This window comes from Flavobacterium sp. (genome assembly GCF_965277525.1).
Taxonomy (GTDB): domain Bacteria; phylum Bacteroidota; class Bacteroidia; order Flavobacteriales; family Flavobacteriaceae; genus Flavobacterium.
Genome location: NZ_CBDIDC010000001.1, coordinates 372730 through 388555 on the forward strand (window position 1 = coordinate 372730; position 15826 = coordinate 388555).

A 15826-nucleotide genomic window follows, 5' to 3' on the forward strand; every position below is an offset into this window, starting at 1 on the left:
GCTTAAGGTTACGCTTTTGTTAAGAAAAAACGTTCAGCCCTAATTTTCAGCAAACCATTATCAATTGAATTCACCCAAATAGTTTCGCATAAATTTTAGCGCATAGGCAATATGATACTTTACGGTTTCGTGCGACACATTCAATTCTTCGGCTATTTCTTTGTTGGTGTAATGTTTGATGCGGCTGAGAATAAAAACTTCCTTGGATTTTTTAGGCAATAATAAAGTGGCCTTATCTACCGCTTCCTGAAGTTCTTCGTAGTAGATGGAATTTTCGGTTGCATTTGTACTATTATGATCATTCGTATTTCGATCAGTAACTTCCTTTATATATTGATCGGTAATAAGGTGTGATTTTATATAATCTAAAGTCACATAACGAACTGAAGTATAGATGTAAGCTGAGAATTTCTTTTGGATAACCAAAGTCTTCCTGCGTTCCCAAATGGTGGTAAAAACTTCCTGAACAATTTCTTCGGCAACCGGAACCGATTTCATTCGCACGTAAACAAAGCGAACCAATACATCCCGATACCGAAAATACAGTTCATCAAATGCTTTGTCTTTGCCTTGTCGCAATAATTCGACAAGTTGCTCATCGGTAAAACCTTTATACATAACAGGTCACTTTTGTATTTTTTATCGAATGAGCGGCGGTTGCTAAATCACCTGTTTTACTTATTTTTTTGCGATGTATTCTTAATTTTAAAAATGACATATACTGTAGTGTGTTGTTTTATATATGTCTCCAAAATTAGAAATCAGGGTAGGTCTGCAAGGTTACGTTTACATTAATAAAAATGTCCGGTTATAAAACATTGTATTAACATTTCGTGTCTTAGATGTTACGTGTCAGATATTTGTGTAATATCGTTTATGAACTCCATAAAAAAAGGGAACAGTTAAAAAACTATTCCCTTTGAAATTTCCTGCACCAATACATTCCGTCTAATACTAATTCAGTTTACTCGCCACTCAACATCGCTAACATTTTTTCGATAGCATCATCAGAATGTATTATTTGAGTGTTTTGCAAAGTATCCTGCGTCACTTCTGAAGCTCTTTTTTGCATGTTCAATTCGTATTTTGAAACAGCATCTGTAATATCGTCAAATTCACTACTGGTCAAACATTCTGCTAGTTCAAAAGCATCCTGCATGGCCATATTTACGCCTTCTCCCGCGTATGGAGGCATTCTGTGCGCTGCATCTCCCAGCATGGTAAGATTAGGTAAAGTTTCCCAGGTTTGATCAAAAGGAAAATGATACATAGGTCTTGGCACTATACTTACTTCATCACTTGCCAAAAGTTCCTGATACATAGGATGCCAGGAACCAAATTGCTCCTTAAACCAAACTTCAACTGCTTTTTTATCCTTAAAATCGATTCCGCTTTCAGCAACCCAGTTTTCAGGGAATTTATTGCCGGAATAAAAACTCAATGTTCCATCAGCTTTTGTATTCATCGATAAAGATTGATTGTCACCTAAAATCATTACAGATCCAGCTCCATTATTGGTTAGTTCCCACATTTTTGGTGCATTCTTCGCAGCATTATAGACGTTACCTTCTATAATTGTAATATCAGAATAAATGGGCTTAATGGCTGTAATATAAGGTCTTATTTTAGAATTGGCTCCATCTGCCGCAACAACAAAATCGGCATAGGCCGTTTGATTTTTAAAATGTAATAGCCATCCTTCGCCTTTAGGTTCCATAGCAACAAAATGACTGTCCCAAACAATCGTATCAGGATTTAGCGACTGTAATAAAATAGTACGCAATGCCTGACGATCTATTTCAGGACGTGTTTCTTCATAATCATCTCCCAGAGCATGTTCGTCTAATAGTATATTTCCGTTTTTATCTAAAATCACAAATCTCCCTGCATTTGGACGGTGATTGGTTTTGAATTGGGTCATTAAATTCGCTCTTCGAAGTGCTTCTAATCCTGATTCTTCATGAAGATCAAGTGTAGAACCCTGATGGCGAATTTCTGCATGAACATCTCTTTCGTATACTTTTACATCAACTCCTTTAAGCTGAAGCAATCTTGCTAATGTCAATCCTCCGGGACCACCGCCCACAATTGCCACTTTTTTATCTTTTAGTACCATACTTATATTTTTTATTTGTTTGATTTCTATTTTATTGTCGTGACAAAATTATTGTTACTTTTACGAATAAAATATTCATATATAATATTAAAATAGTCGCAAATGAAAATATCCGTTACAGATAAACAAAATACAGGTATTACACTTCAGTTTGCTCACGCTATTGGTGCAACTGTTCGCGGACGTTTTATAGATATTCCTGCAAGCAAAGGCGGAGGTTATATTACCGGATTTTCCTGGGGAAATAATGAGTTGCGAATGATGCTGAGAAACTATTACCTGAAGGAAGAAATTCTAATCGAGCGAACCAATGAACTTGTTGAAGGACAGGATGATGTTGTTTTTATGCTAAGTGGTATTTTTCCGCCCACTTTAGAAACCGAAAAACAATTGCAGCCGGAACAACCCAATGTGTTTATTTGTATGCATGCTATTTCTTCTGTAATTACGATGCCTTCGAATACTTTTTTCAGAAGTATTACGATTGCTGTTTCGCGTGAATACCTGCGTGGGACTTTTGGAAATATAACACATCCTATTGTGGACAGCATTTTGAATAGTAAAGATAATTTTGCTTATGAGACGGGCATTTCTCCCGAAATGGTCAAAACGGCCAGCGAAATTCTGCAACCTGTATCAGAGAGTCTGGAAAGTCATTATTGTAAACTCAAATGCGAAGAATTACTGTGCTGCATTTTTGCGCAATTGATACAACGTGAAACCCTCCCAACCAGCAATATGCATATTGAGGATATCAAATCGATCTATGCAATCAAGCTACGTTTGCAATCAGCTTTAAGCGAATCCCCTAACATTGCTTTACTGGCAAAAGAAGCCGGAATGAGCGAACCTAAATTGCGTAAACTTTTTAAGCAAACGTTTGGAAAAGGTGTTTTTGAATATTTTCAATCGGCAAGAATACAGGAAGCAGCGAGATTATTAAAAGATAAACATTTAACGGTTTCTGAGGTGGGTTATCAATTGGGTTTTACCAACCTGAGTCATTTTTCAAGGGTTTTTGAACAACATATTGGCATTAAACCCAAAAAGTATTCGGTAATTTCAGGCAGCTAAAAAATTCAAATACTCTTCCTTTTTAAAATAGATGTCACATTAAAAAAAAAAATTTAATAATTAAAGCCAATTCTTATAATTATTTAAAAAATATAGTAAGTTTGTAGGAGACACGCAATTATAAAAAACGATGAGTTTAAAAGATTTATTAGACAATAGTAAAGATAAAAGTCTTTCCGGCCAAAAGTGGCATATGCTAAGACAATCTATAACGAAACGTTTGCTTTCGGGCGGTAATTCTACCATTGCCGAGTTAAGTACTGAATTACAATCTAGCGTTCCCACGGTAACCAAAGCGGTAAATGAATTATTGACTGAAGGTTACGTGATCGACATGGGAAAAATTACCAACAGCGGCGGACGAAGACCTTCCTTATATAGCATTAACCCAACTTGTGCTTATTTTTTGGGTGTTGAGGTGGGAATCAGCAGCATGTCTATTGGTTTACAAAACATCAAAAATGAATTGGTTAGCGTAGAATTAGGCACTTCTTTCATTTTAGAAAATACTCAGAAATCATTATTAAAGTTTTGCGAATTAATCAATTCTTTTATCGAAGACAGTTCTGTAGATAAAAAACTGATTGTGGGTGTTTGCATCAACTTTTCTGGCCGAATCAATTCGATGGAAGGTTTTAGTTATAACTATTTCTTTAGTGAAAACAGGCCTTTAAACGAAATCATTTCAGAACAATTAGATCTTCCGGTTCATTTAGAAAACGATACACGTGCCATGGCCTTTGGCGAATATTGCGAAGGTGTGGTAGACGACGAACAGAACATCATTTTTGTCAATTACAGCTGGGGAGTCGCCATTGGAATGATTACAGATGGTAAACTATATTACGGAAAATCAGGATATTCAGGAGAATTTGGTCATAGTACCATTTTTAATAATGAGATCATGTGCCAATGTGGAAAACTAGGTTGTCTGGAAACTGAAATTTCAGGCTGGTCGTTGATCAATCAATTTAAAGAAGCCGTAAAAGAAGGAAAACAATCCAAAGTTACTCTTGACGAAAGTTCTTCTACACTACAACATAATGCTATTATTGCCGGAGCCGTGAATCTCGAAGACACACTTTGTGTTGATCTGGTTACACAACAAAGCGAAAAAATGGGACGTTATTTATCTATTTTATTAAATATCTTCAACCCTGATCTACTGGTAATTGGCGGAGATTTCGCACAATTAGGCGACTATGCCTTACTTCCTATTCAATCTGCATTAAAAAAATATTCACTAGGTTTAGTAAACCGTGATATGAAGCTTAAAAAGTCTGCTTTAGGCCGTCGTGCGGGCGTTATTGGCGCTTGTTGTGTCATCAAAGAAAAGATGTTATTCCCGTTAATTAATAACTAAATTTTCCAACCTCTTCTTAATTATTAAAATATTTTAATAACCAATATTGTTATTTTAAAATATTTTATATCTTTACCTCATGATAATAAATTAATTTATCGTTAAAGTTCTGGTAACATTTATTAGCAATGTAAAATTTCATTGTTAAATGACCGACAAAATGACAAACTTATTTACAAATTACTTATAATAAGCAAAATTCATTTTAATCAGCACTTGGCTCAAATATTTATTAAATCGGGAATTCTAAAAAATAAAAAGGCAAACAGTAAAGGAGTAAAAAGAAATCCTCTCAAAAAGAGTACAACAAAAAGAATATAAGTTTTATATATGAAGTAAAGATTAAAGATCAACTATAATATCAATTCAAACCATTGCATAAAATATTTGTTTTTAGTCATAAAAAAGCCAGCGAATGCTTGCAACATTGCTGGCTGGTTCCCTCGCAGGAACAATGACTTGAAAATTAATAAACAGACCTTTAACAAAGTTATTATTAACCAAACCATTACAAAAGTATGAAATTATTGCCTAAAAGTAAACCTATAAATTGTAGGTTTACTCCTAAACACGGAAAAGTTTTAAAACTAACCTCCACGTTGCTTTTAGTTTTTACCATGCAGTTAACCGCTGCGAAAACAGAAAAAAGTACTACACTTACTTATAAAAATCCCGCAAAAAATAAATTGGATCAAAAGAAAGTAACAGGTCAGGTTACAAACGAAAAAGGGGAAGCTTTGCCTGGTGTAAATATTGTGGCTAAAGGAACCAACTTTAGCGCTCAAACAGATTTTGACGGAAAATTTACGATTGATGTACCGGATAATGCGACTACATTAATCGTTTCTTATATAGGTCTTCAGGAACAAGAAGTAACGATTGGTACTTCTCCTCTTAATATTGTTCTTAAAGAAATAGGACAACAAATGAATGAAGTAATTGTAGTAGGATACGGTTCTCAAAACAGAAGAACTTTGAGTACTGCGGTTTCTAAACTGGATAAAAAAGTATTAGAAAATGTACCTTACTCTAACGTAACACAATCTTTGCAAGGAAACGTAACGGGTTTGGTGGTAAAAACATCTTCTGGTCAACCCGGAAAAGCTTCGAACATCCTGGTTCGTGGAGGTACCTCTATCGATAATCCTGCCGGTGCTACTCCTTTATATATAGTAGATGGTGTTATTCGTACTCAAATTGATGATATTAACTCTCTTGATATTGCTTCGCTTCAGGTTTTAAAAGATGCTGCTGCAACCTCAATTTATGGAGCACGAGCTTCTAATGGAGTTATTATTATTACAACCAATACAGGTAAAGCCGGTAAAATGAAAGTTACTTATAGTGTTTCGACTCAAAGCAGCACAATTGGTAAAAAATATAATTTTATGGATGGCGGAGATTATATCAAATTTCAACGTCAGGGTCTTTATAATGCGGCAGAACTTGCCGGACTTTCTACTACAACAGGTATTGCAAGATTGGGTCAGTTAACGGGTGCAACTCCGGCCGGTACAGGAAATAATCTTCAAAACAATACTCCGTTTGCTACTTTATTAAAATCTAATTTATCAACTGAAACTATTAATACGCTTCAGGCAAAAGGATGGCAGGAATTACAAGATCCTTTAAATCCGAACAGTACTATTATGTACAAAAGCACAGACTGGAACGATGTTTTGTTTCAGACTGCGATGACGCAAAGCCATACACTTGGTTTTAGCGGAGGTAATGATACGGGAGTTTTCGATTTAAGTTTAGGCTATTTAAAAGGTGATGGTATTACTATATTTACAGGATATCAAAGGTTCACGAGTAAATTGAATGCTTCGCTTAAAGTAGCCGACAATTTTACGATTAATGGTCGAATGTTATTTTCTAAAGCAAGCAACAATCAGGTCGTTGCCAATAGTGTTGTTTTCAACCGATATTTAGGAAACTCGCCCACTACAAAAATGTATTTAGAAGACGGAACATTGGCTCCGGGTCAAAATAACATTAACGGAAATCCATTGTACCAAATGGGTAAAATGAAAGGAATCAACGAAAACAATAAATTACAAATGAGCGTTGATGGCGAATTAAAACTGGCCAAAGATTTTACCTTTACACCTTCGATGTCGCTTTATAGCGAAAATGAGAATGACAACACTTTTCAGCAGGCATTTTTAAGCGGAAGCAGTGGTTTGGTAGACAATACGCGTACAGCGACACGACTAAGCAATCAAATTTCGCAAGTACAATACGAAGGTGTTTTTGCTTATAAAAAAGACTGGGAAAGCATTGGTAATTTTGATGCCAAATTGGGAGCATCAAAATACGATCGTACTATAAAATCGTTTAATGCATCAGGAAAAGGCAGCCCATCAGATTTGGCACAGACTTTAGACTCTTCTCCTGTTCCGGTTTCGGTTTACAGCAACAATACAAAATTGGTTTTAAATAGTGTTTTCGGACGTTTAAATTACGATTATAAAAACCGATATTTTGCAACAGCTTCTTTCCGTTATGATGGATCATCAAGTTTAGGACCAGATAACAGATACGGTTTCTTTCCTGGAATTTCGGCAGGATGGAACATGCAGGAAGAAAAATTCTGGGCGGCTACAATGCCAAAAGTGGTTTCTTCGCTTAAGCTTAGAGGAAGTTATGGTGTAAATGGTAACTTAGGAACTTTAGGAGATTTTCAGGCTGGCGGATTGTATTCTGGTTCAACAAATGGTGTAGCCAACAGCTACAACGGACAATCGGCAATTATCAACTCACAAATTGCAAATCCGGGTTTAAAATGGGAACAATCTGAAACCATAAATGGTGGTTTTGACTTAGGTTTCAACGAAGATAAAATCAGAATTATTGGGGATTTCTACAACAAATTAACTTCTGATTTATTAACGAACTTAACGCTTCCTTCTAATAGTGGTTTCTCTACAGTTTTAACCAATCTTGGAGGATTAAGAAGTAAAGGTTTCGAATTAGAAATTCAAGCAAATGTTTACAATCAAAACGACTGGAAAATTAATGTTGGAGCAAACGTTTCTCACAACACCAACACGATTGAAAAACTTCCATCAAACGGAAATTTAAACAACAGAATTGGCGGAACTGAAATTTTCGATCAAAATAGTGGAACATACCAATATGTAGGAGGTTTACAAGAAGGACAAAAAATTGGAAACTTCTATGCACATAAACAATTATACATTCTTTCGACTCAGGCAGAAGCAGATGCTTACAACTTAAAAGTTCATGATACTTATGTAACCAAAACAGCTGCCGGAGGTGGTAATCCAGAAGGTAAAAAATTCGCCGGAGATGCGGTGTTCGAAGATACTGACGGAAATGGCATAATCGACAGCAGAGACAGAAAGTATATGGGGAATATGTTCCCAACATTTGTGGGAGGTTTTAATTTTGATGCTTCATACAAAGGATTCTCTTTAACCGTAAGAACAGATTACTCTCTAGGAGCTACAATTTACAACGAAGCAAGAGCTCGTTTCTTAGGTCAGTTTCAGGGTAACTACGGATTATTGGCAGAAAGCGGACAATCCTGGCAAAAAGAAGGTGACATTACAAATGTACCTCGCTACCGTTGGGCAGATCAAACCAACCAAAACAACTTATTTAGATCAGAAGCTAGTGGAGCGGCTTACAACACGAATATGTTTCAGGGAAATAGCCGTTACTACGAAAGCGGAGATTACTTATGTATTAGAGAAATTACGTTTAGCTACAACTTCCCAAAAACATGGGTAGAAAAAGCCAGATTAGCCTCGCTTCGCATGTACGTAACCGGAAGTAACTTATACTACTTTACTAAATACAGCGGTTTGAGCCCTGAAGTACAAGGCATCGACGGAGGATCTAGTTTAGGATTATCTGCAGCAGGTTCAACAGGAACTTATCCTGTTCCCAGAAATATTATCCTTGGTTTAAATATCAGTTTGTAAATTTTAATACTAAAATCATGAAAAAGAAATTTCTTCTCTATACACTACTTTTCACTAGTCTTTCTCTATTCAATTCCTGTCAGGATGATTTAGAACTAACTTCTGATAGTATCATTACATCTGATAGTTTTTGGAAAACAGAAGATGATGCCAAAGCTGGCGTAAACGGAATGTATGTAAACTTTAGAATCCAGACACAACAAAATTATTACTTGTTGGGCGGAGCCAGAAGTGCCGAAATTACAGGAGGTGTTCAGTCGCCATTAACATTAGCCAATTATTATAATAACCTGCTTACGCCACAAAATATCGACGTAGACTGGGCTGGATTATATACCGTAATACATTCGGCAAACTTAGTTTTAAAATATGTACCACAAATTACCTTTAGTCCAACAACGGTAAACGAGCAAAAACGATACATTGCACAAGCCTATTCAATGCGTGCTTTATGTTATTTTATCATGGCGCGTTCGTGGGGAGGTGTTCCAATCGTAACAGATCCTACTGAAAATGCCAATCAGTCGCAATACATTATTCCGCGTAATACAATTGAGGAAACATTTGCTTTCATTAAAAAAGATATCGATGCTGCAATTGCAAGTTTTCCGGACGCTACAAATAACAAAACACAATTAGCACTTCCGTCAATTTATGCTTTGAAAGCCGATGTCAATTTATGGACAGCAAAACAATTGGGCGGAGGAACAACAGATTTAAATACAGCTTTAACTGCTATTGATGCCATCGGAACTCCAACTTTATTGCCTAATTTTAAAGATGTTTTTGCTTACGACAAAAAAGCAAATGCTGAGGTTGTATTTGCTGTTCGTTATTCTCTGGCTGATTTACCATCAAATTTATCAGACAACTGGAATCAGTTTATGTTTGTCGGTCCAAGTGATTTTGCACCACTAACCTCTGCAACCGCAACTGCAACTTTTGGAACATTGGGAACTGGGGCCGGAAATGCAGGAATCTCAAGAGTTCAGCCGGATATTACACGATTTAACTTTGCCGCTACAGATACCAGAAAAGCAGCTACTTATTTAACTTTATACAATGGTGCAGTTCCTGTAGTGACAGGATTAGTAAAATATAACGGAACTGTAGACGGAACTTTAAGACGATTTGTAAGTGATATTATCATTTACCGTTGGGCAGATATTTTATTGATGAAAGCAGAAATCAAAAATGCTTTAGGACAAGATCCAAGTACAGAAATGAATTTGGTAATGAAAAGAGCAGATCCTTCAGCTTCGTTTACAAATGATTCTCCCGCAAACAATGATAATGTGATTTTAAATGAACGTTTAAAAGAATTGGCTTTTGAAGGAAAAGCATGGTGGGATCTGGTTCGTTTTAATAAAACAAGTTTAGTTCCATCAATGACTGCAGGCAAACAAGTTTTGTTTCCAATTTCTCAAAACACGATCAACTTTAATCCGAAAATTGTTCAAAATCCGCTTAGTAAATAAGATTAAAACTATAGTTTAAAATTAGACTGGGAGTCTAAAAATTCTCAGTCTAATCAAACAAAACACACAAACAACAAAAAAACATACTCATGAAAATTGAACATTTACAAGGTCTGATTTCCGCACCCTTCACTCCTTTTGACAGCAACGGAAAATTAGATGTAAGCCTGATTGCGCCTTATTATGCATTTCTAAAAAGAAACGGAATTACGGGTGCTTTTATTAACGGATCAACGGGCGAAGGAGTTTCTATTACATTAGAAGAGAAAAAAGCCGTAGCACAAGCCTGGGCAGATTGTTCGAACCACGATGCCGATTTTAAAGTAATGGTTTTCCTTGGCGGAACTTGTCTTTCAGATTGTATCGATTTGGCGAAACACGCTTACGAAATTGGTTTGTATGCTGTTTCTTTAACCGGAGCATTTTATTTCAAACCAAACAATGTAGATACACTTGCCGAAATCTGTATTAAAGTGGGAGAAAGCGTTCCAAATATGCCTTTCTATTATTACCACATTCCGGTATTAACAGGCGTAAACGTTGCCATGTATGATTTGGTAAGAGCATTAGACAATAAACTTCCAAACTTTGCGGGAGTAAAATACACACACGAAGATTTTATGGATTTTCAAAGTTGTATGAGCTACGAAAACGGAAAATTTGATATGCTTTGGGGACGTGACGAAAATATGTTATCGGCTTTAGTTCTTGGTGCAAAAGGCGCTGTTGGAAGTACTTTTAATTATGCTGCTCCATTATATTATGATTTAATTGATGCTTTCAATAATAATGATTTGGTTAAAGCACGCCAACTTCAGCAGAAATCAATTGATATGATTCGTTTCTTAGGTAAATATGGCGGAATCTCTGTGGGAAAAGCGTATATGAAATTAGTGGGTCAGGATTTAGGCGAATTCAGATTACCGGTTAAAAACATGAGCGCAGAACAATTTGAATTATTCAAAAAAGATGTTGCAGGTTTAAATTTTGATGCTTTCAAATCTAAATAAATCAGTTCGTTTTCTCTAAAACAAACCCTATGAATACGTCTTTTTCTTCCTTAATCCTTATTATTTTAATTATGTCTACAACAGTTGGTTTTTCGCAAAAAACAAAGATTACAAATGTCGAATGGAAAAAAGCAGCACAATTGCAAAATGCTGACGGAAGTCTTTCTTTAGGTTTTGCAGGGCCAATAAACGGAATTAGCAATAATGTTTTGATTGTTGCCGGAGGAGCTAATTTTCCCGATAAAATGCCTTGGGAAGGAGGAAAAAAACAGTATTCGAATGAAATTCATGTTTTAGAAAAATCAGGTGACGATTTTCATTGGAACAAAAAAGCAATACATACATTACCGGAACCAATCGCCTATCCGGGAAATGTAACCACAAATTCAGGAATCGTTTATGTAGGCGGAGAAAATGAAAACGGACTTTCGAATAAAACTTATATCTTAAATTGGAATGCTGATAAAAATGAAGTCGAAACAAAATCGTTACCCGATTTCCCAATAGCGATTACTAATATTGCGCTTACACATTTAGACAATATAATTTATGCTATTGGCGGAGACCAAGCAAAACAATCCTCAGATTTAGTTTTTACTTTTGATTTGAATGCCGAAAAACCAGAATGGAAGTTGTTGACCAAATTGCCTTTCGCTTTAGCGAATTCAGTTTCGATAATTCAAAATAAAAAGATTTATGTTATTGGAGGAAGAACCAAAACAGCATCGGGAATTAGTGATTTACATAACACAACTTTGGCTTTCGATCTAAAAAAACAAACTTGGGAAACCAAAGTGAATATCTCTGACGGAAAACAAACTACCAACTTTTCTGCCGGAGCCGGAGTTGCCATTGGTACTAAAAACATTTTAATTCTTGGAGGAGATAACGGAACTACTTTTCATAAAATCGAAACCTATTTATCTCAAATTGCAAGCGCAACTTCTGAAGAAGAAAAATTAAAGCTTATCGCCGAAAAAAACATTTTAAATACAACACACAAAGGTTTTTACAACGATATTTTATTATACAACACACACACCAATAAATGGTCAAAACTTGGCGAATTGCCTTTTCTTGCCCAAGTCACAACAACCGCAACGATCTGGAATGATAAAATAGTTTTATCGAATGGAGAAATAAAACCCGGGATCCGTACTCCTGACGTAATGTTAGGAACCATCAAATAATTAATTCAACAGTTCTAAACCTGACAGGTTTAACAAAATTAAAATCTGCGCAATCTGCCGAATCTGCGAGCAAAAAAACTAAAATTAACCGAAGAAGACCTAACAGGTTTTAAAAACCTGTTAGGTCTGACAAGAATCAAAATATGAAAAACTCTAAATATTATCCCTGGTTAGTCGTTGCGTTACTCTGGATTGTAGCGTTGCTCAACTATATGGATAGGCAAATGCTGGCAACCATGCGACCGTCTATGGAAGCCGACATTCCGGAATTGGTTTCGGGTGAAAACTTCGGGCGTTTAATGGCTATTTTCCTTTGGATTTATGCTTTAATGAGTCCCGTTTCCGGAATTATCGCCGACAAATTAAACCGAAAATGGTTGATTATTGGTAGTTTATTTGTTTGGTCGGCCGTAACTTATGCAATGGGATATGCCACAACATTCAGTCAAATTTACTGGTTAAGAGCCATTATGGGCGTGAGTGAAGCCTTGTATATTCCGGCAGGATTGTCTTTAATCGCCGATTATCATCAGCAAAAAACAAGATCGTTGGCAATTGGTATTCACATGACCGGGCTTTATGTAGGTTCAGCTTTAGGAGGTTTTGGAGCTACAATCGCCGCAAAGTTTTCATGGCATACTACTTTTCATCATTTTGGTATTGTTGGAATTGTGTATTCGATTGTGTTGGTTTTCTTTTTATACGAGAAAAAAGTAGTAACCAAAGTATTTGATCCTGAGTTTAATAAAACCCATGAAAAAGATTCCCTTTTCAAAGGCCTGGCGTTATTGTTTACCAATATTTCGTTTTGGGTGATTTTATTTTATTTCGCCATCATCAGTTTACCGGGATGGGCAACAAAAAACTGGCTTCCTACCCTATTCTCTGACAACTTAAATATCTCAATGGATCAGGCCGGACCTATCGCCACCATTACAATTTCAGTTTCATCCTTAATAGGCGTTATTTTCGGAGGAATTTTATCTGACAAATGGGTTCAAAAAAACATTAAAGGCCGCGTTTACACCAGCGCCATCGGACTAAGTTTAACCATTCCTGCCTTAATGCTGATTGGTTTTGGGCATTCCTTATTTCATGTGGTTGGAGCTGTTTTATGTTTTGGTATCGGATACGGTATGTTCGATGCGAATAATATGCCTATCATTTGTCAGTTTGTTTCCTCTAAACATCGGGCAACTGCTTACGGAGTTCTGAATATGACCGGAGTAGGCTGCGGTGCATTGGTTACTTCATTATTAGGGAAATCTGCTGATAGCGGAACTTTAGGTTTTGGTTTTGCCTTAATGGCCGGAGTCGTGTTGGTTGCACTACTCGTTCAGGTTGGTTTTCTGCGCCCGAAAGTCAATGATTTTGCAGATGCTTAGGATATAAAGTTCATTCCGCTTTTTACAATTTAAGAGTTAGTTGTTTTTTGGTTTTTCAATAAGCCCGGGCGGAGCTATGCGTTCTGCCCAGCTTATAATCGCCACTTTTTTAATAATAGTTCTAAGAAAAAATGAGAACAAAAAATCGAAATGTTTTTATAATAATACTGCTTCTTTCCCTGATTTTTAATCTTGAAATGAAAGCGCAAACAAAAATTGCCTGTATTGGCGATTCGGTTACGGCGGGTTATCTTTTAAATAATCCTTCAACAGAATCATATCCTTCACAACTTCAGGTTTTTATGGGAAATCAATATGAAGTCAAAAATTTTGGATATAGCGGAGCAACACTTTTAAAGAAAGGAAGTACGCCTTATTTTAAAACCGAAAAATGTGCGGAAGCCATCGCTTATCATCCTGATATTGCGATTATTCATTTGGGATTAAACGATACAGACCCTAGAAACTGGCCCAATTATAAAGAAGATTTTGATGCCGATTATTCGTGGTTAATAGACACGTTAAAAAAGCAGAATCCGAAAGTTAAAATCTACATCTGCAAAATGACGCCGATATTCAACGAACATCCACGTTTTAAATCGGGAACAAGAGATTGGTTCTGGCAAATTCAGGAACATATTTCGGCAATTGCAAAAGCGAATAATACAGGTTTAATTGATCTTCACGAAAAATTATACGATCGTCCTGATCTTTTCCCCGATGCTTTACATCCAATAAAAGAAGGTGCAACGATTCTCGCACAAACAGTTTACAGTACTATTACCCAAGATTTTGGAGGATTGAAATTGTCTCCCATTTTTACTGATAATATGGTATTGCAAAGAAACCAACCGATTGTAATTTATGGAACTGCAAATGGCGGAGACAAAATCAAAATCACTTTTAATAATAAAAAAGAAATTGTCTCCACAAACGAATTCGGAAAATGGAAAGCGATTTTTCCCGCAATGAAATCAGGCGGAACACACGAAATTACAATTTCATCAAAAGAAAAAAGTATCGTTCTAAAAAATATTTTGATTGGCGATGTTTGGTTTTGTTCCGGACAATCAAATATGGCATTCCCGCTTCAGAAATCAGAAAACGGAATCGCTGCCGTAAAAAATGCGATCAAAAACACCAATCTTCGTTTATTCAATTTTGAAGCCATTGCTGAAACTGATGAAAAAGCCTGGGATTCTATCACTTTAGAAAAAACAAATCGATTACAATTCTTCTCCGGAAAATGGAAAATAAGTGATGCTGTAAGTGCCGCAGCTTTTTCGGCAATAGCCTATTACTTCGGAGAAAATATAGTCCACGAAGAAAATGTTCCGATTGGTTTAATACAAGTTGCCGTTGGCGGATCGCCCATAGAATCCTGGATCGATCGCTATACTTTAGAACATGATGATAAAGTCGTTGATGTATTAACCAACTGGCGAAAATCAGATTTTATGATGCCGTGGGTAAGATCCCGTGCCGATGAAAACTTAAAAAATGCTACAAACCCAAAACAAAGACATCCTTACGGACCGTGTTACAATTATGAAGCCGGAGTAACTCATTTTACCGATTTCGCGATAAAAGGAATTATTTGGTATCAGGGCGAAAGTAACGCACATAATATCGAATTGTACGAACATTTAATGCCGGTATTGGTGGAGAGCTGGCGCAAAGCCTGGGGAACTTCCTTACCGTTTTATTATGTTCAATTGTCAGGAACAGATCGTCCGACCTGGCCGTCCTTTAGAGATGCACAAACCAAAATTCAGAAAAATATCCCCAATAGCGGCATGGCGATTAGTATGGATTATGGTGATCCTACAAATGTTCATCCTATTCAAAAAAAGCAGGTTGGAGATCGTCTGGCGCTTTTAGCCTTAAAATATACTTACGGAAAAAACGTAATCGCAAACAGACCATCGGTAATAAAAGCAATACAAAAAGGAAATCAGATAATCATTTCTTTTTCGAATGCTAAACAATTATCTACGACCAATAAAAAAGAACTAACGGGTTTTGAATTGGTAACTGAAAAAGGAATAAGAATCGAAAGTAAAGCGACGATTATTACAGATGCCGTTTCTATCCTGATTCCGAAAGACGAAAAAATCAAAGCCGTTTTGTATGCCTGGAAACCGTACACAAAAGCAAATCTGGTTAATGAAGCAAATTTGCCGTGTTCGACTTTTCAAATAGATTTAGATAGAGGAAGGTAAGATGTGAGAAGCAAGATGAAAGAAGCAAGATGTGA

At 36.3% G+C, this 15826-nt stretch carries 10 protein-coding genes; 8 read left to right on the forward strand and 2 right to left on the reverse strand.

What is annotated here, in order from left to right; translation table 11 throughout:
- Positions 1 to 60: 60 nt before the first annotated feature.
- On the reverse strand, positions 61 to 618 hold the full coding sequence (locus ACQY44_RS01520) for an RNA polymerase sigma-70 factor (protein ID WP_428228656.1): 558 nt from the start codon (positions 616 to 618) through the stop codon (positions 61 to 63).
- A gap of 346 nt (positions 619 to 964) precedes the next feature.
- Positions 965 to 2116: an FAD-dependent oxidoreductase gene (locus tag ACQY44_RS01525; protein ID WP_428228657.1), complete on the reverse strand. Its 1152-nt coding sequence runs from the start codon at positions 2114 to 2116 to the stop codon at positions 965 to 967.
- 102 nt (positions 2117 to 2218) lie between these two features.
- Between ACQY44_RS01525 and ACQY44_RS01530 the strand changes: the two genes are divergently transcribed.
- The 8 genes from ACQY44_RS01530 (at position 2219) to ACQY44_RS01565 (ending at position 15791) form a co-directional block, all read left to right on the forward strand.
- Complete coding sequence (locus ACQY44_RS01530) at positions 2219 to 3190, forward strand: helix-turn-helix domain-containing protein (protein WP_428228658.1); 972 nt, start codon at positions 2219 to 2221, stop codon at positions 3188 to 3190.
- 130 nt (positions 3191 to 3320) lie between these two features.
- Positions 3321 to 4553: an ROK family transcriptional regulator gene (locus ACQY44_RS01535; protein ID WP_428228659.1), complete on the forward strand. Its 1233-nt coding sequence runs from the start codon at positions 3321 to 3323 to the stop codon at positions 4551 to 4553.
- A 518-nt stretch (positions 4554 to 5071) separates the two neighbouring features.
- Positions 5072 to 8506, forward strand: coding sequence for a SusC/RagA family TonB-linked outer membrane protein (locus ACQY44_RS01540; RefSeq protein WP_428228660.1), 3435 nt, complete (start codon positions 5072 to 5074; stop codon positions 8504 to 8506).
- Between the two features lie 17 nt (positions 8507 to 8523).
- Positions 8524 to 9984, forward strand: coding sequence for a RagB/SusD family nutrient uptake outer membrane protein (locus tag ACQY44_RS01545; protein WP_428228661.1), 1461 nt, complete (start codon positions 8524 to 8526; stop codon positions 9982 to 9984).
- Positions 9985 to 10073: 89 nt separating this feature from the next.
- Positions 10074 to 10994, forward strand: a complete 921-nt coding sequence (locus ACQY44_RS01550) for a dihydrodipicolinate synthase family protein (RefSeq protein ID WP_428228662.1) — start codon at positions 10074 to 10076, stop codon at positions 10992 to 10994.
- A gap of 29 nt (positions 10995 to 11023) precedes the next feature.
- Positions 11024 to 12184: a galactose oxidase gene (locus ACQY44_RS01555; RefSeq protein ID WP_428228663.1), complete on the forward strand. Its 1161-nt coding sequence runs from the start codon at positions 11024 to 11026 to the stop codon at positions 12182 to 12184.
- A 143-nt stretch (positions 12185 to 12327) separates the two neighbouring features.
- Positions 12328 to 13569 (forward strand): MFS transporter, encoded by a 1242-nt coding sequence (locus tag ACQY44_RS01560; RefSeq protein WP_428228664.1) that lies wholly within the window; start codon positions 12328 to 12330, stop codon positions 13567 to 13569.
- 131 nt (positions 13570 to 13700) lie between these two features.
- Entirely contained in the window at positions 13701 to 15791 is a 2091-nt protein-coding gene (locus tag ACQY44_RS01565; protein ID WP_428228665.1) for a GDSL-type esterase/lipase family protein, read from the forward strand.
- Positions 15792 to 15826 lie beyond the last annotated feature (35 nt).

Bases quoted from the DNA above. Each gene is read 5' to 3' on its own strand.
- ACQY44_RS01555 (WP_428228663.1), top strand. From the start codon at position 11,024: ATGAATACGTCTTTTTCTTCCTTAATCCTTATTATTTTAATTATGTCT.
- ACQY44_RS01525 (WP_428228657.1), bottom strand. From the start codon at position 2,116: ATGGTACTAAAAGATAAAAAAGTGGCAATTGTGGGCGGTGGTCCCGGA.
- ACQY44_RS01550 (WP_428228662.1), top strand. From the start codon at position 10,074: ATGAAAATTGAACATTTACAAGGTCTGATTTCCGCACCCTTCACTCCT.
- ACQY44_RS01565 (WP_428228665.1), top strand. From the start codon at position 13,701: ATGAGAACAAAAAATCGAAATGTTTTTATAATAATACTGCTTCTTTCC.
- ACQY44_RS01560 (WP_428228664.1), top strand. From the start codon at position 12,328: ATGAAAAACTCTAAATATTATCCCTGGTTAGTCGTTGCGTTACTCTGG.
- ACQY44_RS01530 (WP_428228658.1), top strand. From the start codon at position 2,219: ATGAAAATATCCGTTACAGATAAACAAAATACAGGTATTACACTTCAG.
- ACQY44_RS01545 (WP_428228661.1), top strand. From the start codon at position 8,524: ATGAAAAAGAAATTTCTTCTCTATACACTACTTTTCACTAGTCTTTCT.
- ACQY44_RS01520 (WP_428228656.1), bottom strand. From the start codon at position 618: ATGTATAAAGGTTTTACCGATGAGCAACTTGTCGAATTATTGCGACAA.
- ACQY44_RS01540 (WP_428228660.1), top strand. From the start codon at position 5,072: ATGAAATTATTGCCTAAAAGTAAACCTATAAATTGTAGGTTTACTCCT.
- ACQY44_RS01535 (WP_428228659.1), top strand. From the start codon at position 3,321: ATGAGTTTAAAAGATTTATTAGACAATAGTAAAGATAAAAGTCTTTCC.